This is a genomic window from Sulfitobacter sediminivivens (genome assembly GCF_042611115.2).
Taxonomy (GTDB): Bacteria; Pseudomonadota; Alphaproteobacteria; order Rhodobacterales; family Rhodobacteraceae; genus Sulfitobacter; species Sulfitobacter sediminivivens.
Genome location: NZ_JBHGAR020000004.1, coordinates 63,130 through 82,881, shown reverse-complemented (window position 1 = coordinate 82,881; position 19,752 = coordinate 63,130). Strand labels below are relative to the sequence as shown.

The 19,752-nt window shown below is 56.9% G+C and carries 20 protein-coding genes; 11 read left to right on the top strand and 9 right to left on the bottom strand.

Going from position 1 to position 19,752, the window contains the following annotated elements; translation table 11 throughout:
* The first annotated feature begins 9 nt into the window (after positions 1-9).
* From ACEWL3_RS06230 to ACEWL3_RS06215, 4 genes are all read left to right on the top strand, one after another.
* Positions 10-471 carry a peroxiredoxin gene (locus tag ACEWL3_RS06230; RefSeq protein ID WP_386178133.1) on the top strand — a complete coding sequence of 154 codons (462 nt, stop codon included), beginning with the start codon at positions 10-12 and terminating at the stop codon, positions 469-471.
* 14 nt (positions 472-485) lie between these two features.
* On the top strand, positions 486-1,277 hold the full coding sequence (locus ACEWL3_RS06225; RefSeq protein ID WP_386179426.1) for a ferritin-like domain-containing protein: 792 nt from the start codon (positions 486-488) through the stop codon (positions 1,275-1,277).
* Between the two features lie 187 nt (positions 1,278-1,464).
* Entirely contained in the window at positions 1,465-2,793 is a 1,329-nt protein-coding gene (locus ACEWL3_RS06220) for a DUF5930 domain-containing protein (RefSeq protein WP_386178131.1), read from the top strand.
* On the top strand, positions 2,783-3,292 hold the full coding sequence (locus tag ACEWL3_RS06215; RefSeq protein WP_386178129.1) for a bactofilin family protein: 510 nt from the start codon (positions 2,783-2,785) through the stop codon (positions 3,290-3,292). Before ACEWL3_RS06220 ends, ACEWL3_RS06215 begins: the two co-directional genes overlap by 11 nt.
* Positions 3,293-3,476: 184 nt before the next feature.
* Here ACEWL3_RS06215 and ACEWL3_RS06210 read toward each other — a convergent pair whose 3' ends face one another.
* Together ACEWL3_RS06210 and ACEWL3_RS06205 are read right to left on the bottom strand one after the other, a co-directional pair.
* Entirely contained in the window at positions 3,477-4,031 is a 555-nt protein-coding gene (locus ACEWL3_RS06210) for a peptidylprolyl isomerase (RefSeq protein ID WP_386178127.1), read from the bottom strand.
* Positions 4,024-4,530: a peptidylprolyl isomerase gene (locus ACEWL3_RS06205; protein WP_114878389.1), complete on the bottom strand. Its 507-nt coding sequence runs from the start codon at positions 4,528-4,530 to the stop codon at positions 4,024-4,026. The genes ACEWL3_RS06210 and ACEWL3_RS06205 overlap by 8 nt, the downstream gene beginning before the upstream one ends.
* Before the next feature lie 129 nt (positions 4,531-4,659).
* Between ACEWL3_RS06205 and ACEWL3_RS06200 the strand changes: the two genes are divergently transcribed.
* From ACEWL3_RS06200 to ACEWL3_RS06170, 7 genes are all read left to right on the top strand, one after another.
* Positions 4,660-5,853: a phosphoglycerate kinase gene (locus ACEWL3_RS06200; RefSeq protein WP_386178125.1), complete on the top strand. Its 1,194-nt coding sequence runs from the start codon at positions 4,660-4,662 to the stop codon at positions 5,851-5,853.
* A 142-nt stretch (positions 5,854-5,995) separates the two neighbouring features.
* A complete protein-coding gene (locus tag ACEWL3_RS06195) occupies positions 5,996-6,784 on the top strand; it encodes an SDR family NAD(P)-dependent oxidoreductase (RefSeq protein ID WP_386178123.1) in 789 nt (262 codons plus the stop codon).
* 88 nt (positions 6,785-6,872) lie between these two features.
* Entirely contained in the window at positions 6,873-7,172 is a 300-nt protein-coding gene (locus ACEWL3_RS06190; RefSeq protein WP_386178121.1) for an FtsB family cell division protein, read from the top strand.
* Between the two features lie 124 nt (positions 7,173-7,296).
* Entirely contained in the window at positions 7,297-8,268 is a 972-nt protein-coding gene (locus ACEWL3_RS06185) for an adenylate/guanylate cyclase domain-containing protein (RefSeq protein ID WP_386178119.1), read from the top strand.
* 225 nt (positions 8,269-8,493) lie between these two features.
* Positions 8,494-9,504, top strand: coding sequence for a pyruvate dehydrogenase (acetyl-transferring) E1 component subunit alpha (pdhA, locus tag ACEWL3_RS06180; protein WP_114878385.1), 1,011 nt, complete (start codon positions 8,494-8,496; stop codon positions 9,502-9,504).
* Between the two features lie 3 nt (positions 9,505-9,507).
* Complete coding sequence (locus tag ACEWL3_RS06175) at positions 9,508-10,890, top strand: pyruvate dehydrogenase complex E1 component subunit beta (protein ID WP_386178117.1); 1,383 nt, start codon at positions 9,508-9,510, stop codon at positions 10,888-10,890.
* Positions 10,891-10,901: 11 nt separating this feature from the next.
* A complete protein-coding gene (locus tag ACEWL3_RS06170) occupies positions 10,902-12,230 on the top strand; it encodes a pyruvate dehydrogenase complex dihydrolipoamide acetyltransferase (protein WP_386178116.1) in 1,329 nt (442 codons plus the stop codon).
* Between the two features lie 126 nt (positions 12,231-12,356).
* Here ACEWL3_RS06170 and cysE read toward each other — a convergent pair whose 3' ends face one another.
* From cysE to ACEWL3_RS06135, 7 genes are all read right to left on the bottom strand, one after another.
* Positions 12,357-13,175, bottom strand: a complete 819-nt coding sequence (gene cysE, locus ACEWL3_RS06165) for a serine O-acetyltransferase (RefSeq protein WP_386178114.1) — start codon at positions 13,173-13,175, stop codon at positions 12,357-12,359.
* Between the two features lie 72 nt (positions 13,176-13,247).
* Positions 13,248-13,571 (bottom strand): DUF7742 family protein, encoded by a 324-nt coding sequence (locus ACEWL3_RS06160; protein WP_386178112.1) that lies wholly within the window; start codon positions 13,569-13,571, stop codon positions 13,248-13,250.
* Positions 13,571-15,853 (bottom strand): baseplate megatron protein TIM-barrel domain-containing protein, encoded by a 2,283-nt coding sequence (locus ACEWL3_RS06155; protein WP_435000630.1) that lies wholly within the window; start codon positions 15,851-15,853, stop codon positions 13,571-13,573. The genes ACEWL3_RS06160 and ACEWL3_RS06155 overlap by 1 nt, the downstream gene beginning before the upstream one ends.
* Before the next feature lie 100 nt (positions 15,854-15,953).
* A complete protein-coding gene (locus tag ACEWL3_RS06150; protein ID WP_386178108.1) occupies positions 15,954-16,298 on the bottom strand; it encodes a hypothetical protein in 345 nt (114 codons plus the stop codon).
* A 239-nt stretch (positions 16,299-16,537) separates the two neighbouring features.
* Positions 16,538-17,722: an endolytic transglycosylase MltG gene (gene mltG / locus ACEWL3_RS06145; RefSeq protein WP_386178106.1), complete on the bottom strand. Its 1,185-nt coding sequence runs from the start codon at positions 17,720-17,722 to the stop codon at positions 16,538-16,540.
* The gene (fabF, locus tag ACEWL3_RS06140; RefSeq protein ID WP_386178104.1) at positions 17,722-18,981 is read right to left on the bottom strand and encodes a beta-ketoacyl-ACP synthase II; all 1,260 of its coding nucleotides are present in this window, start codon (positions 18,979-18,981) and stop codon (positions 17,722-17,724) included. The genes mltG and fabF overlap by 1 nt, the downstream gene beginning before the upstream one ends.
* A gap of 104 nt (positions 18,982-19,085) precedes the next feature.
* Positions 19,086-19,619 (bottom strand): GNAT family N-acetyltransferase, encoded by a 534-nt coding sequence (locus ACEWL3_RS06135; RefSeq protein WP_386178102.1) that lies wholly within the window; start codon positions 19,617-19,619, stop codon positions 19,086-19,088.
* Positions 19,620-19,752 lie beyond the last annotated feature (133 nt).

The following is a 19,752-nucleotide window of genomic DNA, read 5'->3' as shown; positions in this document are numbered from 1 at the left end:
AAGTGAGCCATGCCAGAGATTTCGCAGCCCGCCCCGGATTTCACCCTGCCCGCCACCGGTGGCGGCGACATTACGCTGAGCGCCCTCAAGGGCAAGGCAGTGATTCTGTTCTTTTATCCACGCGATGACACGCCCGGATGCACCACGGAAGCCATCGGGTTTTCCGCAGACCTGGCAGCGTTTGAGGCCGCAGGTGCCAGGGTTTTCGGGATATCGCGCGACACCATGGCCAAGCATGACAAGTTCACCGCCAAACATGATCTGACGGTGCCGCTCTTGTCAGATGAAACAGGCAGCGTGACAGAAAGCTATGGCGTATGGGTTGAGAAAAACATGTACGGCAAAAAATCCATGGGCATCGAACGGGCGACCTATTTGATTGCCGCGGATGGCACCATCGCGCGCATCTGGCGCAAGGTGAAAGTGCCCGGTCATGTCGAGGAGGTTCTTGAAGCGGTGCGCGCTTTGTGAAACCGCTGGCAGAGATGGCCGAAGCCGTTTTGCGCTGTGGCGATGGCCGCGCAAAAACACAAATGTCACGCGGCTTTGCCGCCCAGTGGCAAGCCGCGCGTACGGCGGGTGAAACACCCGACGTGGGCCGCACATCCCCGCCGATGCAGCCAGCCCGTCCCGAGCGCCCCGAATTGTTACGCCCCCGCGACGTGCCCCACCGCAAACCCGGCACGCCCGAGGGTCGGATCGCACTGCTTCACGCTGTGGCACATATTGAATTGAACGCGGTCGATCTGCATTGGGACATCATCGCGCGATTTTGCGATGTGAAACTGCCGATGGGGTTCTATGATGATTGGGTCAAAGCGGCAGATGAGGAATCCAAACATTTCAATCTGATGTGTGATTGCCTTGAATCGGCAGGCAGCTTTTATGGAGCCTTGCCTGCCCACGCAGGCATGTGGCGCGCCGCAGAAGATACCGCAGAAGATCTGATGGGACGCCTTGCCGTGGTGCCGATGGTGCTTGAGGCGCGTGGGCTTGATGTGACCCCCGGGATGATCAGGATCTTCCAGCAGGCCAAAGACAAAGGGGCCGTTGCCGCGTTGGAGACGATCTATGCCGAGGAAGTTGCCCATGTTGCTTACGGCAGCAAATGGTTCCATTTTTTATGCGGGCGATTTGACGAAGACCCCAAAGAACAGTTTCACGCGCTGGTCCGGCAATATTTTCACGGTGTACTCAAACCACCGTTTAACGAAGAAAAGCGCGCCGAGGCGGGTATTCCGCCAGACTTTTACTGGCCCCTGACGGAACAAGGATGAAGCTGATCCGGCAAGTCGTTGGTATAGGCGGATTTTTGCCCATTTCTAGCATTCCGGTGGTTTGGCGCCACGCCGTTGGTCATCAGGGTTGCCCGATTGGCACCCACTGGCTAATGACGTATGAACGCGAGCGTACCAAAGGCGGATTTGGTGGGCCTGTTCGGGACGAGAAAAGAGGACATCACACGTGCGCACACGGATCGCTATCAAAATCCATTCCATTCTGGAACGACACTTTCCCGAACGCCGGGTGTTCCTGAAGTCTGACAATGATACGCGCTTTATCCGTTTACACCCCAGCACCCAGTTGATTGCATTTGCAGGCTCCGCTTTGCTGGTGGCATGGGCGATCGTGGCAACGGCCATCATTTTGATGGACAGCATCGGTTCCGGCAATTTCCGCGAGCAGGCCAAGCGGGACCAGCGCACCTATCAGGCCCGCCTGAATGACCTGTCTGCTCAGCGCGACACCCGCGCCGACGAAGCTCTTGCCGCGCAAAACAGGTTCAATGCCGCGCTCAAACAGATTTCCGTAATGCAGTCGGAGTTGTTGGAATCAGAGACCCACCGCCGCGAATTGGAAACCGGGATTGACGTGATCCAGTCGACGTTGCGTGACACGATGAAAGACCGGGAAATCGCGCGCACTCAGCTTGCTGAATTGCAAGGCGACATCGAAGAAGGCGGCACAGGTGTCATTCAAACCGCCGCCAGCAACGCCCCGATTGATTTTCTGGCTGAGGCATTGGCCCGCACGGCAAAAGAACGTGATCAGGTGATTATCGATGCACAGGACGCATTGCTTTACGCCGATGAAATGACCCAAGAGATTGCGCTGATGCGCGATCAGAACGACGCGATCTTTCGCCAGTTGGAAGAAGCGATGACCGTTTCAGTCGCCCCGCTTGATAAAATGTTCCGCAATGCAGGCATGCCCACCGAGAGCATTCTGGCCACTGTGAAACGCGGCTATTCCGGTCAGGGTGGCCCGATGACGCCGCTGTCGTTCACCACGCGCGGCGAAGAGCCTACCCCTGATACATTGCGTGCCAACCGGCTGCTGGACCAGATGGACCGTCTGAACCTGTACCGCATCGCCGCTGAAAAAGCGCCCTTTGCAAAACCCGTCAAAAACGGTTTTCGCTTTACCAGCCAGTTCGGGTTTCGCCGCGATCCCAAGACCGGTGGTCGGCGTATGCATTCAGGCGTTGATTTCGCGGCCAGTGCAGGCACCCCGCTTTATGCCACGGCGGACGGCGTTGTTACCCACGCAGGCTGGCAATCGGGTTATGGACGGCTGGTCAAAATCAAACACGACTTTGGCATTGAGACAAGATACGCTCATCAATCGCGTATTCGCGTAAAAGTAGGCCAAAGGGTCTCGCGCGGACAGCATATTGGTGATATGGGAGCGTCTGGACGGGTCACCGGTGTCCACCTCCACTATGAAGTCCGTGTAGGTGGCAAAGCTGTTAACCCCATGATCTATATCAAGGCTGCAAACGATGTTTTCTAAAAGCAAAATCAACGATCCCGCCCCTCAAAAGGACGGCGATGCGCACAAACCAACGACCTCGAATGTACCGGCATCCGGTGCCCCTTCGGCACCCAAGCCCAATGAATTCAAGGCCAGCGCACCCAAAGCGAAACCGCCAGCCTCTGTGCTGTCAGCGGATTTGCATGTCACGGGCAATATGAAAACCACCGGCGACATTCAGGTCGAAGGCACGGTTGAAGGTGACATTCGCGCACATCTGCTGACCATTGGTGAAACCGCCACCATCAAAGGCGAAGTGATTGCCGATGACGTTGTGATCAATGGCCGCATTGTCGGGCGTGTGCGTGGCCTCAAGGTCCGCCTGACGTCGACGGCGCGGGTAGAAGGCGACATCATCCACAAGACCATAGCCATCGAATCGGGTGCGCATTTTGAAGGCTCCGTTCAGCGTCAGGACGATCCGCTGAACCCCGGTGCCAAAGGTGCACCAGCGCAAAAGTCGAACCCCGCCTCTTAAGGGCAAAGACGGCAACAAGCTATTTGAGGCATCGCAGCACGCTGCGGTGCCTTTTTTTATGTCTGATGCAGATGCTTAAGCCCGACCTGACCACTGCGGCACCGTCTTGTCGGCCCCCGCGCATGAAAAAAGGCGGCCCGTGCTGGACCGCCTTTTTGTTTATTTAACGTTGTGGCAGCTGGCTTCAGTCGATCACAGTGACTTTCTGCATCACGTCAGGATCGCCAACCACAGTGCCGTTTCCACCGGTACCGCGTTTGATCGCATCAACGACATCCTGTCCGTCCGTCACCCGGCCCACCACCGTGTACTGGCCATTCAGAAAATGTCCGGCATCAAACATGATGAAGAACTGGCTGTTGGCACTGTCCGGGCTTTGCGACCGCGCCATCCCCACCACGCCCTTGTCAAAGGGGATCTCCGAGAATTCAGCCGAAACATCCGGCATATCCGATCCGCCCATTCCAGCGCGCGCCGTGTCGCCATCAGATTTGCCAAACTGCACGTCACCGGTTTGTGCCATAAAGCCATCAATCACGCGGTGAAACACCACACCATCATAGGCCCCTGCGGCTGCAAGTTCAGTGATCCGTGCGGTGTGCAAAGGTGCCACGTCTTCGAGCAAGTCAATGGTGATGGTGCCGTTGGCCTCACCGGCCACCTCGATCTTGAGGCCAGAGGCCATCGCCGTTGTGCCGATGAGTGCTGCAAAAAGGCCTCCGATAACAATTTCACGCATCGGCTGCGACCTTGACGCTGATCATGCGATCAGGTTCGGCTGGTGGCTCACCCTTGGTGATCGCATCGACAAGGTCCATGCCCGAAATCACCTGACCGTAAACGGTGTATTGTCCGTTCAGGAAATCGTTGTCCTTGAAGTTGATGAAAAACTGACTGTTGGCGCTGTCCGGATTGGCAGAGCGCGCGGCACCGATAGATCCGCGGGCATGGGGGATTTTGGAAAATTCCGCCGGCACGTTGCCAAGGTCCGAACCACCTGTTCCGGCCATACGCAGGTTAAAGTCATTTTCCATGTTGCCATGTTCCACATCGCCGGTCTGGGCCATGAAACCATCAATCACACGGTGAAAGGCCACGTTGTCGTATTTGCCAGCGCGGGCAAGTTCTTTCATGCGTTCCACATGTTTTGGGGCCACATCGGGCAATAGCTGGATTGTGACGGTGCCGCCTTTCAGCTCCATCAGGATGGTGTTTTCGGGGTCTGTAATCTCGGCCATCGGGCGCTCCTTAACTGAAAATCTTGACTGTTACCTAGGGGTGATTTCCACAATTGCCAAGCGGCTCCATTGACCTAAGCGGCCAGAACAGCAAAACACAGGCGCAACAGATGGTCAGGGAGACGTGAAATGAGCTGGAAATCGCTGGATGATATGGATGTGGCAGGAAATAGGGTTCTAGTGCGCGTCGACATAAATGTGCCGGTGGAAAATGGCCATGTCACCGATGCAACCCGGATTGAGCGGATAGTGCCGACAGTTGCCGACATTCTGGCCAAGGGCGGCAAGCCAATGCTGCTGGCGCATTTTGGCAGGCCAAAGGGCAAAGTAACCCCCGAGATGAGCCTTGCACAGATCCTGCCCGCGCTTGAGGCGGCGTTGGGGCGCAAGGTGCAGTTGTTAGAAACGCTTGAGGCCGCTGAGGCGCTGAATGCGGATGCCTGGGAGGCAGATGTGTTGCTGCTTGAAAACATCCGGTTTTATCCCGGCGAAGAAGCCAATGACATCGCCTTTGCGCGCCGGTTGGCAGCGCTTGGGGATGTTTATTGCAACGATGCCTTTTCCGCCGCACACCGCGCCCATGCGTCAACCGAAGCGCTGGCGCGGCTTTTGCCCGCCTGTGCCGGACGGCTGATGCAGGCAGAGCTAAGCGCGCTTGAAGCGGCCCTTTCGAACCCTGAACGCCCGGTTGGGGCTGTGGTGGGCGGGGCCAAGGTATCGACCAAGATCGAATTGCTTGAGAACCTTGTGAACCGTCTCGACGTGCTGGTGATCGGTGGCGGCATGGCCAATACATTTCTGGCAGCACTTGGGGCCAATTTGGGCAAATCGCTGCAAGAGCCTGATTTTTTTGGGACGGCAAAAGACATCATGGCGCAGGCGGACAAGGCCGGTTGCCGGGTGATCCTGCCCGTGGACGGCATGGTTGCCACGGAATTTGCGCCGGGGGCGGATCACGTGGTTGTGCCACTGGGGGCCGGTACCGTTCTGGACCCGGATCAGATGGTGCTGGATGCTGGCCCCGCCAGCATCGAGGCCGTGCGTCTGGCGTTTGAGGGCCTTAAGACGCTGATCTGGAACGGGCCTTTGGGAGCCTTTGAAATTGCCCCGTTTGATACGGCGACTGTTGCCGCGGCTCGGGCGGCGGCTACGCAGACCCGCGATGGCACATTGATTTCTGTGGCTGGTGGCGGTGACACCGTTGCCGCTCTCAATCAAGCGGGGGTGGCGGATGATTTCACCTATATCTCAACCGCCGGAGGCGCGTTTCTGGAGTGGATGGAAGGCAAAACCCTGCCCGGTGTTGCGGCCCTTGAGGGCTAAGAGCGGGCGGCACTTGAAGACGCTTAGTGCGGATGTCTGGCGGCAAGCAGGCTATCACCGCATCTTCGACAAACTGGCGGATTGCCATCAGACCCGCTATTGACGAACGCCTGACCTTCACCTGCATCAAGGACGTACACCGATGACGAAATGGACATTGATCACCGGGGCGTCCGAGGGGCTGGGCGTTGAATTTGCCCGGATCGCTGCACGCGAGGGGCGCAATCTGATCCTCACTGCGCGATCTGAGGACAAATTGGAAGCGCTGGCGACCCAATTGCGTGCAGGCGGGACACAGGTGGTGGTAGTCCCGGCAGACCTGAATGACAGCAGCCAGGTTGACCGGCTGTGGTCCGAAGCGACCGCCGAACGCGAGATTGACGTCGTTGTGAACAATGCTGGACTGGGTCGCAATGGGCCATTTGCCGAAGACAGAGATAATGGAGCCGACTGGGCCCGCGAGCTTAGCTCAATCGAGGTTAATATGTCCGCCCTGACCCGGCTGATGAAACTGTCCATTGCCCATATGCGAGGGTCCGGCGGTGGGCGGGTATTGAACGTCGCCTCGACGGCTGCATTCCTGCCGGGGCCGAACATGGCCGTTTATCATGCGACGAAGGCCTATGTGCTGTCGTTGTCCGAGGCGGTCGCGTTTGAAGTGCGCGGTTCAGGCGTGACCGTAACGGCGCTTTGCCCCGGTGCGACGCAGACCAACTTTTTCGATGCTGCAGGCATGCACGGTATTCGGTTGCTGAAAATCGCGCCGCCCGCCGCCGCGGATAAGGTTGCGCAGATCGGTTGGGATGGCATGTTGCGTGGCAAAGCCGTGATTGTGCCCGGACTGATGAACAAGTTCTTTGCATTCTCGCCCCGCATTTCGCCCCGTTTCATGGTGGTGTGGGTGACAAGCATATTTATGTCAAAAAGCTAACCTCATATGAAATATGGGGATTCACAGGGCGAATCATCTGTGTCATAGTCAGTGGACGTCCAGCAAGAGACGATTTGAGGCAGACCAGATGACCCGTACCCCACGCCCCGCTTTTGGCACGTTGCTGTTTTTTGCAATTGCTTTTGCGCTTAGCCTTTATTTCACTTTTGCCGCCGTGCAGGGCAGTTTTGGTTTGTTCCGGCGCGCCGAAATTGTCGCCGAAAGTCAGGACTTGCGGGTGCAGCTTGCCGCTGTGCGCGCCGACGTCATGCGCATGGAAAATCTGACCCATCGGTTGTCGGATGACTACCTTGATCTGGACCTGCTGGATGAACGCGTGCGCAAGGTGCTTGGGATGCTGCGTTCAGACGAGATTGTTATTCGGTAAGGATCGCTAGGCGGACAAAGTTGCCGTTTGAGTTGCAAGGCAATTCCGGTATTCATCAACTAGGACCTTTTTGCTGAACAGCGGCAAGAGCGATAGCAAACCGCAGCCCGCTTGGAAAAAACTTATGATCAAGCCTTCTTCAGAATTGCTTGCTGTATCGCGCCGCTGGTACATGAACCACAGCAATGGTGATCAGATAGCTTTGCCCAATTTTCTGTCCAACAGCGAAAATCTTCGCTTTCTAGGGTCGGCGAGTGGCGAGAACTGGTGCGGTCAGGAAGTAAGGGACGCGGTTGTCGCGTATTTTCAAGATAAGCCTGATATCCTGCACATGGAGGAGCTTTTCGCGGAAGCCTTTGAAGCAGGCAACATCGGATGGGCCACGCTCATTAACAAGGTCACTTTAGCGGGCAGGTCCGAAAAACCGTTCGAATTTCGCGATACACTGGTATTCGCGCTGGAGCAGGGGAGCTGGAAAATCATCAGTCGGCACGGCTCTGTGCCAACACCTAATCAAGTCATCATGGGGATGGAGCAGACGTCAATGTCTCAACTGGCAGAGGCAGCGCGTGAGAGTATGTCGTTAGGCCAAACCGAGGGCCTTGCTTCGGTCATGTTTACGGATGTTGTGGCATCCTCTGTCATCGCAAACACACTAGGAGATCGTGCATGGTCTGCGAAGATCAATGCACATTTTGCGGCAGTACGACGGGTCATTGAAGCGAATGGAGGCCAATTAGTCAAAACACTTGGCGATGGTACAATGTCGTCTTTTGCGTCTGCTCGATCTGCAATGTCGGCAGCAGGTGAAATCCAGCTTGATCTGGCGAACGAAATTGCCGAGCCACGGCTAGCCGTTAGAGTTGGAATTCATACTGGCGATGTAGTGCAGTCCCATGAAGATTTCTTTGGCTCGGTTGTCAATATTGCCGCTCGTATCGCCGCTGTTGCTGGTCGAGGTGAGGTTCTTGTATCTGACGTGACGCGTGCATTGGTTGGTGATGATCCAAATCTGAAGTTTGAACTCTTGGGTGAGTTTGAATTGCCGGGTCAACCGGGTGCAAGCATTTTGCATGCCGTGAATTGGCGGTCCTGACCTTCTGACGTGATGGTCCACTTCGGATTCGGTCCAGACCTGCTATATAACTGCGCCCCATAGACCGAAAGGATGGCAACGACGCTCGGTGTCCACACCTTGAATTGGCCCCCTTAACCCGACGTCACAATGCCCCTACCCTTCCCTTCCCGAATCCGATAAACAATAGTTTAACGCTAAACTATCTCTGCGCACCCACGGCCCGCGCTGACGGAGGAAATGCCCATGGCAGCCAAGAAACCCACCAGGAAATCGAATGTTTCAGCCGATGAGTTGAAAGCCTATTACAAGGACATGCTGTTGATCCGGCGGTTCGAGGAAAAGGCAGGTCAGCTTTATGGCATGGGTTTAATTGGCGGGTTCTGCCACCTTTATATCGGGCAGGAAGCGGTTGTTGTGGGGCTTGAGGCCGCCGCCAAAGAAGGTGACAAACGCATCACTTCCTACCGCGATCACGGTCATATGCTGGCCTGTGGCATGGACCCCAAGGGCGTGATGGCCGAACTGACGGGCCGCGAAGGCGGCTATTCCAAAGGCAAGGGCGGCTCCATGCACATGTTCTCGAAAGAGAAGCATTTTTATGGCGGCCACGGCATTGTCGCAGCACAGGTGCCACTGGGTGCGGGTCTGGCCTTTTCCGACAAGTACAAAGGCAACGACAATGTCACCTTCACCTATTTTGGGGACGGTGCCGCAAACCAGGGTCAGGTCTATGAGGCCTATAACATGGCCGAGATTTGGGACCTGCCCTGTATCTTTGTGATCGAGAACAACCAATATGCGATGGGCACCTCGACCAAGCGGTCGACCCATTCAACCAGCTATTGGGAACGTGGTGCCGCCTATGGCATCGAGGGCGAGGAAGTCGACGGTATGGACGTGCTTGCGGTCAAGGAAGCCGGCGAAAAGGCGGTGGCACACTGTCGCGCGGGCAAAGGGCCCTACATTCTGGAAATCAAGACCTACCGCTATCGTGGCCATTCGATGTCGGACCCGGCGAAATACCGGACCCGCGAAGAGGTCCAGAAGATGCGCGACGAACGTGACCCGATTGAGGCCGTGCGCAGCCTGCTGTTAACCGGCAAACATGCAACCGAGGATGACCTCAAAGAGATCGACAAGGAGATCAAGAAGGTCGTGAACGAGAGCGCCGATTTCGCCAAGGAAAGCCCCGAACCACATCTGGATGAGCTGTGGACAGACATTTACGCAACCGAAGTTCCACAGGAGGCTTGATCAATGGCTACTGAAATTCTCATGCCCGCCCTGAGCCCGACAATGGAAGAAGGCACGCTTGCCAAATGGTTGGTCAAAGAAGGTGATGCGGTCAAATCCGGTGACATCATGGCCGAGATTGAAACCGACAAAGCCACGATGGAATTCGAAGCCGTCGACGAAGGCACCATTGGCAAGATTTTGATTGCCGAGGGGACTGAAGGGGTGAAGGTGAACACCCCCATCGCAGTTCTTTTGGAGGATGGCGAAAGCGCCGATGACATCGACAGCGCATCAGCGGCCCCTGCCCCCGCAGAGGCGGAAAAAGCTGACACCAAAGCTGAAGCCCCAAGTGCCGGGATGAGCCAGCCCAAGCCCGCAGCACCGCAAAGTGACACCACGCCGGATTGGCCCGAGGGCACGACGCTCAAGCAGCAGACCGTCCGCGAGGCGTTGCGCGACGGCATGTCCGAGGAAATGCGCCGCGACGACAGCGTGTTCCTGATGGGCGAAGAGGTTGCTGAATATCAGGGTGCCTACAAGATATCCCAGGGGATGCTTGATGAATTTGGGTCCAAACGCGTGATCGACACCCCAATCACCGAACATGGGTTTGCCGGGATTGCCACGGGTGCCGCCTTTGGTGGCTTGCGCCCGATTGTGGAATTCATGACTTTCAACTTTGCCATGCAGGCGATTGACCACATCATCAATTCCGCCGCCAAAACGCTCTATATGTCCGGTGGCCAGATGGGCGCGCCCATGGTGTTTCGTGGACCCAATGGTGCTGCGGCCCGTGTGGGTGCCCAACACAGCCAGGATTATGCTGCATGGTACATGCAGGTGCCGGGCCTCAAGGTTGTCATGCCCTATTCCGCCTCTGACTATAAAGGCCTGATGAAAACGGCGATCCGTGATCCCAACCCCGTGATCTTTCTGGAAAACGAGATCCTTTATGGGCGCAGCTTTGATGTGCCTGACGTCGATGATTATACCGTGCCGTTCGGCAAGGCCCGGATCTGGCGTGAGGGATCGGATGTCACCATCGTCAGCTTTGGCATTGGCATGACCTACGCATTGGAAGCCGCCGAAAAATTGGCCGAAGACGGTATCGAGGCCGAAGTCATCGACCTGCGCACCCTGCGTCCGATGGACACGCCCGCCGTCATAAAATCGGTAATGAAAACCAACCGCTGTGTGACGGTCGAGGAAGGTTGGCCTCAAGGCTCTGTCGGCAATTACATCTCATCCGTGATCATGCAGGAAGCGTTTGATTATCTTGATGCGCCGGTGATCAATTGTACCGGTAAGGATGTGCCAATGCCCTATGCGGCGAATTTGGAAAAACACGCCCTGCTGACGGCCGCCGAAGTCGTCGATGCGGTAAAAAAAGTGACATACAAATAAGGAGCGGCACCATGCCTATCGAAATTCTCATGCCCGCCCTTTCACCCACAATGGAGGAAGGCACATTGGCCAAATGGCTGGTCAAAGAAGGTGACACTGTGTCTTCCGGGGATATCCTGTGCGAGATTGAAACCGACAAGGCCACGATGGAATTCGAGGCCGTGGATGAAGGCACTATTGGCAAAATCATGATCTCTAATGGGACCGAAGGGGTGAAAGTGAACACGCCGATTGCTGTGCTGCTGGAAGATGGCGAAAGCGCAGATGACATCGGTGCTGCATCCGCGCCTGAGCCGCAGGCACCCTCCAACGCGGCACCTGCTGAAGCGTCGGACGCGACCGCACCGGCTAAAGGACATGGCCGCAGTGAAACCGACGCAGCGCCGGCACCCGCAGCACCCAAAAGTGCTGAGGGTGACCGCATCTTTGCCTCGCCGCTTGCACGTCGCATTGCGGCTGACAAAGGTTTCAATCTGGCGGACATAAAGGGCTCAGGCCCGCATGGCCGTATCGTTAAGGCAGATGTTGAGGGTCTGTCCAAATCCGACGCGCCAAAAGCCGCCGTAGCCGAGGCACCAAAAGGCGCACCTGCCGCTGTCGCTGCTGCTGGCCCTTCTGCCGATGCCATTGCCAAGATTTACGCGGATCGGGAGTACGAAGAGGTCAAATTGGATGGCATGCGCAAAACCATCGCAGCGCGCCTGACCGAAGCCAAACAAACCGTTCCGCATTTCTATCTGCGGCGCGATATCCAACTGGATGCGCTGATGGCGTTCCGCGCGCAATTGAACAAACAGCTTGAACCGCGTGGCGTGAAACTCAGCGTCAATGACTTCATCATCAAAGCCTGCGCGCTGGCATTGCAACAGGTGCCAGATGCAAATGCGGTCTGGGCCGGTGATCGGATGTTGAAACTCAAACCTTCTGACGTGGCGGTTGCTGTTGCGATCGAGGGTGGCCTCTTTACCCCCGTTCTAAAAGACGCCGAGATGAAGTCGCTCTCTGCGCTGTCGGCTGAGATGAAAGATCTGGCCACCCGTGCGAAGAGCCGCAAACTTGCCCCCCATGAGTATCAGGGCGGCAGTTTTGCAATCTCAAATCTGGGGATGATGGGGATCGACAATTTCGATGCCGTGATCAACCCCCCGCACGGCGCGATCCTTGCGGTAGGTGCCGGCGTGAAAAAGCCAGTTGTGGACGCAGAAGGTGAAGTGGCTGTGGCCACGGTCATGTCAGTCACACTATCCGTCGATCACCGTGTCATCGACGGTGCCTTGGGTGCCGAATTGCTGAACGCGATCAAGGATAACCTTGAGGCACCGATGACGATGTTGGCCTGATCGCCAGCTGATCTGATCTATTTGGGATCGTCGAATTCGATTTGGCCCCGGCGCACGACTTAATCTGGCGATATCAAAAAAAGCCGGGGCAATGACCCCGGCTTTTTCAATTATTACGAAATCCGATTACTGGTCTTGTTCCCAAGGGCCCAACATGTGGTTCATCGAAACAGCTGGTTGATCACAGCCCGCCTCACCCACAATCCGTGCGGGTATCCCCGCTACAGTCTTGCAAGGCGGCACCTCTTCCAGCACCACCGACCCTGCGGCAATGCGGCTGCAATGGCCGACCTTGATGTTGCCCAGCACCTTGGCCCCGGCCCCGATGAGCACGCCATCCCCAATCTTGGGGTGGCGGTCTTCTTCTTCCTTGCCGGTACCGCCCAGCGTGACCGAATGCAGCATCGACACGTTGTCCCCGACCACGGCGGTTTCGCCGATCACGATGGAATGGGCATGATCGATCATAATGCCCTTACCCACCTTGGCCGCCGGATGGATATCGACACCAAAAATTTCGCTGACGCGCATCTGCACGAAATAGGCCAAATCACGTTTGCCGTTCTTCCAGAGGTAATGGCCTACCCGATAGGCTTGCACTGCCTGATACCCTTTAAAGTATAAGATCGGCTGCAACAGTCGATGGCACGCCGGGTCACGCTCAAAAATTGCAACCAGATCCGCACGCGCCGCGGCCACCAGATCAGGCTCGGCAGTATAAGCCTCATCCACGATCTCGCGAACAACCATCATCGACATCTCGTTTGATGACAGCTTGGCCGCGATGCGGTAGGACAGCGCCTTTTCGATGGATTTGTGGTGCAGGATACATGCATGCACAAAGCCGCCAATCAAAGGCTCATCAATGACTGCCTGTTGGGCCTCGTCTTGAATGCGTTCCCAAACCGGGTCAATCTGGGCGATGTTTCTGCGGGTTTCGGCCATGTTGTGGTCCCTTCGATAGGTTTAGATTACCTCATGCAGCATCACTTAACCAAACGCAAACCCGTGATGCACCTAATTTTTCATGTGGGCATGTAACTGAGACTTACAAGCCTTCCCGGCACGATGCCGCTGAAGACATTGGAGGATCACGGCAAAACAAAGGGCATATTCGCGGTCTGAAAATGATTTTTCCGGCATCATCTGCCGCGTACGCGAAACAGCCATCAACGTGCCATTACCCCAGCGCGGATGCGGCTTTCCCATCCGCTTGGCGAACTTATCCGCCCAATCCGCCTCTCGAAGCAGTTGGGCACAGACGTCTTCGCGCAAGTCATGCGGCACGGCCAAAAGGTGCCGCGCCGCCGCCGTCAGGTCGCTCGGAAACACCTCGCGCATCAGGCCCCTATGTCGACCCGTCTGTCCAGCCCCGCCCCAAAGGTCGCTGAGATCTGGGCGACCGACAAAACAGCCCCAGACCCAAGCCAATCTTCGACCTGTGCAGCACTTGGATAGGTCCATGTCGGGCTGTTGACCAAGACCTCGCGCAATACCGTTTCCCCCTGCAACACCCGCACCTGATAGCTTTCGCTTTCCTCACCCAATGGCACGTCTGGGATGTCCCAGGAATCGCCATTTACGCGGGTGCGCCTGATCCAGGAAAATGTGCGGTCTCCGTTCGCGGCCAGCCTGCCCGATACATGGCACGGGCTTAGCGGGCGTAGACCATTTCCGGCAAATGCACGCACGAAATGCCGGTATGATGGGTCATCGGTGCCTCGTCGTGCCGGCCCGATCCGGTAGTGTTGCACCACGCGGCGCAAGTTGGGGCTCAGTTCAATTTGCAAAGGTACCCCATTTAACAACACAAATGTTGATCCAGTTGGCCAGACATCGGGCATCAATCCATCGGTCCCCGCCTGCCCGCGCAGCCTGTTCCTGAGCCAATAGGTATTGGGCGCGACCAATTCCGCATCCTTAAACTGGAAAACTTCCCAATTGTCCGAAGTACCATCGCCAATTGCCGCAAGGTTGGCACCACTCAATAGCGCGTCCATGCTCACGCTTTCCAACGTGCCACTTGTCAACTTGACCTCCAGAACATCACCGCGATCAACCAGACCAGAAGAACTGGCAGCCATTGCACTGCGGGTCACGCCGATTGTCGCACGCACAGGCAGAATTGAATTGAGCTGATAGTTTGCGTCCGTTGCGGATTGGTACACCGCAACAGCGCCCGGCCAAGGTTGCGCTGTAGCTGCAATGTAGGGTGCAAGCGGCACTTCATCCCCCCGCAACAACGGCAAATCCATGAAATAGGGCTGAACTGGCACAGGAGACACAAAGGGGCGCAATGGTACCAATTCGTCATTCAGTGGGGCAGGATCATAGACTTCTGGCTCAATCCGTACGGCATCTATCACCTGGACATCTGCCTGTTCCACCCTGTCAATCCGGTAGAGCCCCGGCCCTTCGGCCCCGTCCCCCGGCATCTTGATCACATCGCCCGCGCCCAACGCCATTTGTGACGGCGGCAAGGCCAGCCTGATGTTCTCTCGCGACACCCGTGCCTCAGTAAGCCATCGCTCAGCCACCTGCCTGCCTTCCGACCGGGTCAGCGTCATATTCAACTCAGAGGCGGATACGGCGTGGGTGGCTTCATCCGCCAAAACAGCTTCTTCGGCGATGGGGTCAAAATTGCCGTCCGCCTGAACAAATTTCAACCTGACCCGACCAGTGATTTCCGCATCTGCATCTCGAACCTGTTCGATCACTCCGTCCAATTCGGGGCTGACCGCAAGCTGCTCAGGGTCGAGCGTGATCGCGTCCACGCCATCCCGCATCCGGAAATTCAGCACACCATTGCGTTCAATCGCGTCAAACCCGTGCCGGATCATCAAAGGCTGCAATGCGGCGCGGGCGTCCGTCACCTGATCAACGGCATAGCCCCGGACATAGCCATAAAGCCCCTTGGGGTTATAGTCTTTCAGCCCGGCGCGGCGGCAAATTTCGCCCACGACAGAAGCAAGCGACCGCGATGACGTGCGCCCATTGATCCAATGTCCGCGCGCATAGTTCTGACCGTCGCTCCACAAGGTCCGGTTGTTGGGAAAGAACGGATAGGGCCGCACGTCCCATGCCCAGACAAAGGCGCGCCGCATGTCCAACATGACACCGTCATATTCGCTCGATTGCGGGTTATGCGCCGGATCACCCCAATAGTCCGACATCGCCCGCAAATATTGCATCTGCATCAGATCATCACGGGCACCGGTGGAGTACCTGGGCAGGCTGCTTTCTGAACTCTTCAGGTCCAGAAATTTGTTGGGCTGGTTCGCGCCCTTGTCTACGGCGGCACACCCATATTCATCCACCCATGCCGCATCAAACTGCGGTCCGCGCAACCCCTCGGGATCATGCGCTGTGTGCACCGTGGCCACCGCACCATTGGGCCAGACAAGGCGTTTGCGCGTAGCCTCCCAATCTGGCCTGCGGTCAGCCGGCGAACAGGCCAATATCCCGCTGTCGCCAAAAATCATCACCTCGCGCACCTGCTCAATGGTCTCACCCACCAATGCCACACGGCGGCACTTGCCTGCATCCAGCGGCTTGGCCCCTTCGACCACGGACCGGACCCATTCTGCACCCGCACGTGTTTTGCCCGCACCACGGCCGCCCATGATCACCCAGGACCGCCAGTCACCCGCTGGTGGCAATTGATGATCCATCGCCCAGAACTCGAACAAAAAAGGGAGAGCCAAAAGCTCTCCCTCATCCAGATCATTCAGAAACTGGTCTTGTACCGCCACATCGGCGGAGCCGATCCAACTTGCACCCGATCTCAACCCGCGCCTTGTCAAGATCAAGGGCATACCCCCCTCGGGCAATGCCCGCTTGTCTGTTTCGACACTCATTCAGATAGGTCTCCACCTTTGCGCAGTTCCCAACAATACTGGTGACTTTGCCAATCACCTTGGTCGCCGCAGTTTCATTGATTTCCTCCCCGGATCTCGCCTGTTTTTTCAGGTTTTCTACTTCACGACGCAGGTCGCTGATCGCACTCTTAAGCGAAGAAAGCAGTTCTTCACTTTCGGCAATATCTTGCTCCGGGGTAATCATTGTCATTCTTGCTCATACCTCTCGTTTGGCGTTCCCCAACCGAGCAGACACAAAAAAACGACCACCGGGAATTACCCCGGGGCCGTTTGCCCACGTCCTCTAGCATGCCACAAGTTCTACATCAGAGCGTGCGCAATGTCAAGAGAAATGAGGTTAACAAGACCTTCCAAACCTTTACGATAGTTCAATAATCCGTTAACCGATATCGCTTGCAGGATTGGAATGCTCCCACCCGGCGGGCGCTATCAGTTGCCACCCGTCGAGGCATTTCCCGCCGCTTCCGCACCGCGTTCCGCCTCAATCTGCCGCCAACGCGCAACATTCTGGTTGTGCTCTTCCAACGTCACGGCAAAGGCATGTCCGCCGGTCCCATCGGCAACGAAAAACACAAACTCGCTGTCATCCGGCTGTGCCGCCGCCATCAGACTGGCGCGCCCCGGATTAGCAATCGGTGTGGGTGGTAAGCCGTCAATCACATAAGTATTCCACGGGGTTTCCTTGCGCAGTTCCGATTGACGCAACCCACGCCCCAGAATGCCTTCACCCTTGGTGATCCCATAGATCACCGTGGGGTCCGTTTGCAGGCGCATGTTCTGGTTCAGACGGTTCACAAACACCGCGGCAACCTGTCCGCGTTCCTCCGGCACCCCGGTTTCCTTTTCAACGATCGACGCCAACACCAACAGGTCTTCCGGGCTGCTGATCGGCAAATCCGGCGCGCGCGATTCCCAGGCTGCAGCGACCAATATTTCCTGTGCCGCCTTCATTTCAGCGAGGATCGTGTTGCGATCATCGCCCGGACGCACCTCGTAGCTGTCGGGTGCCAGAGACCCCTCCGGCGGGACCGTCTCCACGGTGCCTTCCAGCACCTCCATGCCTTTGATCGCTTCGGTCACCTGCCAGCTGGTTACACCCTCTGCCAACGCAATCCGAAACCGCGTGTCGGCTTTCGCAGTCTTTTCCGTGTAGATGTCTGGCACATCGTCCGCGCCGGGCGTGAATTCTGCCCGCTCCACAAACCGGTTTGTCGTAGGGTCCAATTCGCGCACCTGTACCGAAACCCGGTTGATCCCGATGCGATAGACGACTTCCGTACCACAGGTGCTGGCCCCGCCCTTGGTGACAACATCGACAATCTCAGCCATGGATGTACCGGGCTGCACAAGAAAACTACCAGCCTTCAAATCACCAGTCTTTTCCTCATAATCCGCGCCAATCCGAAAGATCGATGCAGATGTTACCGCCCCTTGTTCTTCCAGATTGCGGCTGACCTTGCGCATCGTCGACCCGCGCTCAACCTGTAAACAAATTGCCTCCTGCAACGGCCCTTCAGCCGTGTACTGGCCTTTGCCCCACAAGATCACGCCGCCCAACAAGAACAGCCCAACCATCAGGAAGGTCACCGCATTTGATGCGATATGACGCCACATTAGGAAACTTTCCCAAACAGCACGCTTGCATTGGTGCCGCCAAAGCCAAACGAATTCGACAGCGCAACATTGATCTTGCGTTCAACCTTTTTGTTGGGAGCCAGATCAATCTTGGTCTCCACCGCAGGGTTGTCGAGGTTGATCGTCGGCGGTGCCACCTGATCCCGGATCGCAAGGATCGAGAAAATTGCCTCGATCGCGCCCGCAGCCCCCAAGAGGTGGCCCGTCGCCGACTTGGTTGATGACATTGTCACCTGCCCCGCCGCATCGCCCATCATCCGCTCAACTGCACCCAATTCTATGGTATCGGCCATTGTAGATGTGCCGTGCGCGTTGATATAGTCGATGTCCTTTGGTTCAAGGCCCGCCCCGCGCAGGGCGGCACGCATCGAACGCTCCGCGCCATCGCCATCTGCGGCAGGTGCCGTGATATGATAGGCGTCACCCGACAGACCATAACCCAGAACTTCGGCGTAAATCTTGGCACCGCGCGCTTTGGCGTGTTCGTATTCTTCAAGCACAACAATGCCTGCGCCCTCGCCCATCACAAACCCGTCACGGTCCGCGTCATAGGGGCGGCTGGCCTTCTGGGGGTCATCGCCACGTTTGGTGCTGAGCGCCTTACAGGCGTTAAAACCGGCAATACCGATTTCGCAAATGGCCGCTTCTGCACCGCCCGCAATCATCACATCCGCATCGCCGTGCTGGATAAGACGCGACGCATCACCGATGGCATGCGCACCGGTGGAACAGGCCGTCACGACCGAATGGTTCGGTCCCCGGAACCCATAGCGTATGCTGACCTGACCCGAGATCAGGTTGATCAACGCACCCGGCACAAAAAACGGGCTGACCCGGCGCGGGCCCTTTTCGGCCATCATCACGGCAGTGTTTGCGATTGAATTCAAACCACCGATGCCCGAACCGATCAAAACACCGGTACGCTCCTGATCGTCGCGTTCGGTTGGCAACCAACCGGAATCCTCAACCGCCTGCTGTGCAGCGGCCATGCCAAACATAATGAACGTATCAACCTTGCGCTGTTCTTTGGGCTCCATATAGGTGTCCGCATTGAACGTCCCGTCGCTGCCATCACCCAAGGGCACTTCGCAGGCGTACTGCGTGACCAGATTGCTGGCATCAAAGCCGGTGATCGGTCCCGCGCCTGACTGCCCCTCAAGGATCCGGCTCCAGCTTGCCTCGACCCCATCGGCCAATGGCGTGACCAACCCCAAACCCGTCACAACTACTCTGCGCATATCCAAGCCCCTTGGTGTTCTTTTCGCGTTGAACCGCTATACCTTGCGGGGGGCGGTCTATTCAAGTGCGCATGGGCCCAGCTTTGCCCACGACATCATGACGGTCAGACCGGCGGCCCCTTGCGTGTCATCAGTTGCACAACTTCCCCTTCGATCTCGGCCTCGCGCAACGGCAGGTAACCAAGTGCCGATGCAATTTTCAGCGATCCGTGATTTTCGGGCGTGATCATACAGACCGTGCGCACTGCAATAACCCTGTCGAACCAGTCATGTGCTGCACGCGCCGCGTCCAGACCCAACCCTTTTCCGTGCGCGCCAGGTTCCAACACCCAGCCGGCCTCCGGAAAGGGGTCGAAATCCTCACCCAGCCCGCGGGAGCCAAAAAAGAAACCGGCTTGCCCGGCCATTTCAGGCTCGCCATGCACCTGCACGGCCCATTGCCCAAACCCGGTGATTTGCCAGTGCCCGGCATTGCGCAAGAACGCATCCCATGACCGTGATTTTGGCCAGGGTTTGCCGCTAATGTGCGTCACAACCTCAGGCGTTGCCCAAATTTCGGCAAAACGGTTGAAATCCTCGGCCCGCATGGCACGCAAAGTGACACGGGCCGTGTTGATGGTTGGAACATTACGCGTCATTGGGATCAGACATGGATTTTAGGCATTGAAATTAGTCATAGGGGGGTGAATTACCTTCACACGTGATAAGCTGCTTTCCGCGATCATTGCGCTGCCAGCGCCGCCGGCACAACCCCTTGAGATGTCTAATCAA

What these genes read in the sequence shown, in the direction of transcription:
- ACEWL3_RS06230 (WP_386178133.1), top strand. Translation starts at nt 10, where the DNA reads ATGCCAGAGATTTCGCAGCCCGCCCCGGATTTCACCCTGCCCGCCACC.
- ACEWL3_RS06225 (WP_386179426.1), top strand. Translation starts at nt 486, where the DNA reads ATGGCCGAAGCCGTTTTGCGCTGTGGCGATGGCCGCGCAAAAACACAA.
- ACEWL3_RS06215 (WP_386178129.1), top strand. Translation starts at nt 2,783, where the DNA reads ATGTTTTCTAAAAGCAAAATCAACGATCCCGCCCCTCAAAAGGACGGC.
- ACEWL3_RS06210 (WP_386178127.1), bottom strand. Translation starts at nt 4,031, where the DNA reads ATGCGTGAAATTGTTATCGGAGGCCTTTTTGCAGCACTCATCGGCACA.
- ACEWL3_RS06205 (WP_114878389.1), bottom strand. Translation starts at nt 4,530, where the DNA reads ATGGCCGAGATTACAGACCCCGAAAACACCATCCTGATGGAGCTGAAA.
- ACEWL3_RS06200 (WP_386178125.1), top strand. Translation starts at nt 4,660, where the DNA reads ATGAGCTGGAAATCGCTGGATGATATGGATGTGGCAGGAAATAGGGTT.
- ACEWL3_RS06195 (WP_386178123.1), top strand. Translation starts at nt 5,996, where the DNA reads ATGACGAAATGGACATTGATCACCGGGGCGTCCGAGGGGCTGGGCGTT.
- ACEWL3_RS06190 (WP_386178121.1), top strand. Translation starts at nt 6,873, where the DNA reads ATGACCCGTACCCCACGCCCCGCTTTTGGCACGTTGCTGTTTTTTGCA.
- ACEWL3_RS06185 (WP_386178119.1), top strand. Translation starts at nt 7,297, where the DNA reads ATGATCAAGCCTTCTTCAGAATTGCTTGCTGTATCGCGCCGCTGGTAC.
- pdhA (WP_114878385.1), top strand. Translation starts at nt 8,494, where the DNA reads ATGGCAGCCAAGAAACCCACCAGGAAATCGAATGTTTCAGCCGATGAG.
- ACEWL3_RS06175 (WP_386178117.1), top strand. Translation starts at nt 9,508, where the DNA reads ATGGCTACTGAAATTCTCATGCCCGCCCTGAGCCCGACAATGGAAGAA.
- ACEWL3_RS06170 (WP_386178116.1), top strand. Translation starts at nt 10,902, where the DNA reads ATGCCTATCGAAATTCTCATGCCCGCCCTTTCACCCACAATGGAGGAA.
- cysE (WP_386178114.1), bottom strand. Translation starts at nt 13,175, where the DNA reads ATGGCCGAAACCCGCAGAAACATCGCCCAGATTGACCCGGTTTGGGAA.
- ACEWL3_RS06160 (WP_386178112.1), bottom strand. Translation starts at nt 13,571, where the DNA reads ATGCGCGAGGTGTTTCCGAGCGACCTGACGGCGGCGGCGCGGCACCTT.
- ACEWL3_RS06155 (WP_435000630.1), bottom strand. Translation starts at nt 15,853, where the DNA reads ATGGGCGGCCGTGGTGCGGGCAAAACACGTGCGGGTGCAGAATGGGTC.
- ACEWL3_RS06150 (WP_386178108.1), bottom strand. Translation starts at nt 16,298, where the DNA reads ATGACAATGATTACCCCGGAGCAAGATATTGCCGAAAGTGAAGAACTG.
- mltG (WP_386178106.1), bottom strand. Translation starts at nt 17,722, where the DNA reads ATGTGGCGTCATATCGCATCAAATGCGGTGACCTTCCTGATGGTTGGG.
- fabF (WP_386178104.1), bottom strand. Translation starts at nt 18,981, where the DNA reads ATGCGCAGAGTAGTTGTGACGGGTTTGGGGTTGGTCACGCCATTGGCC.
- ACEWL3_RS06135 (WP_386178102.1), bottom strand. Translation starts at nt 19,619, where the DNA reads ATGACGCGTAATGTTCCAACCATCAACACGGCCCGTGTCACTTTGCGT.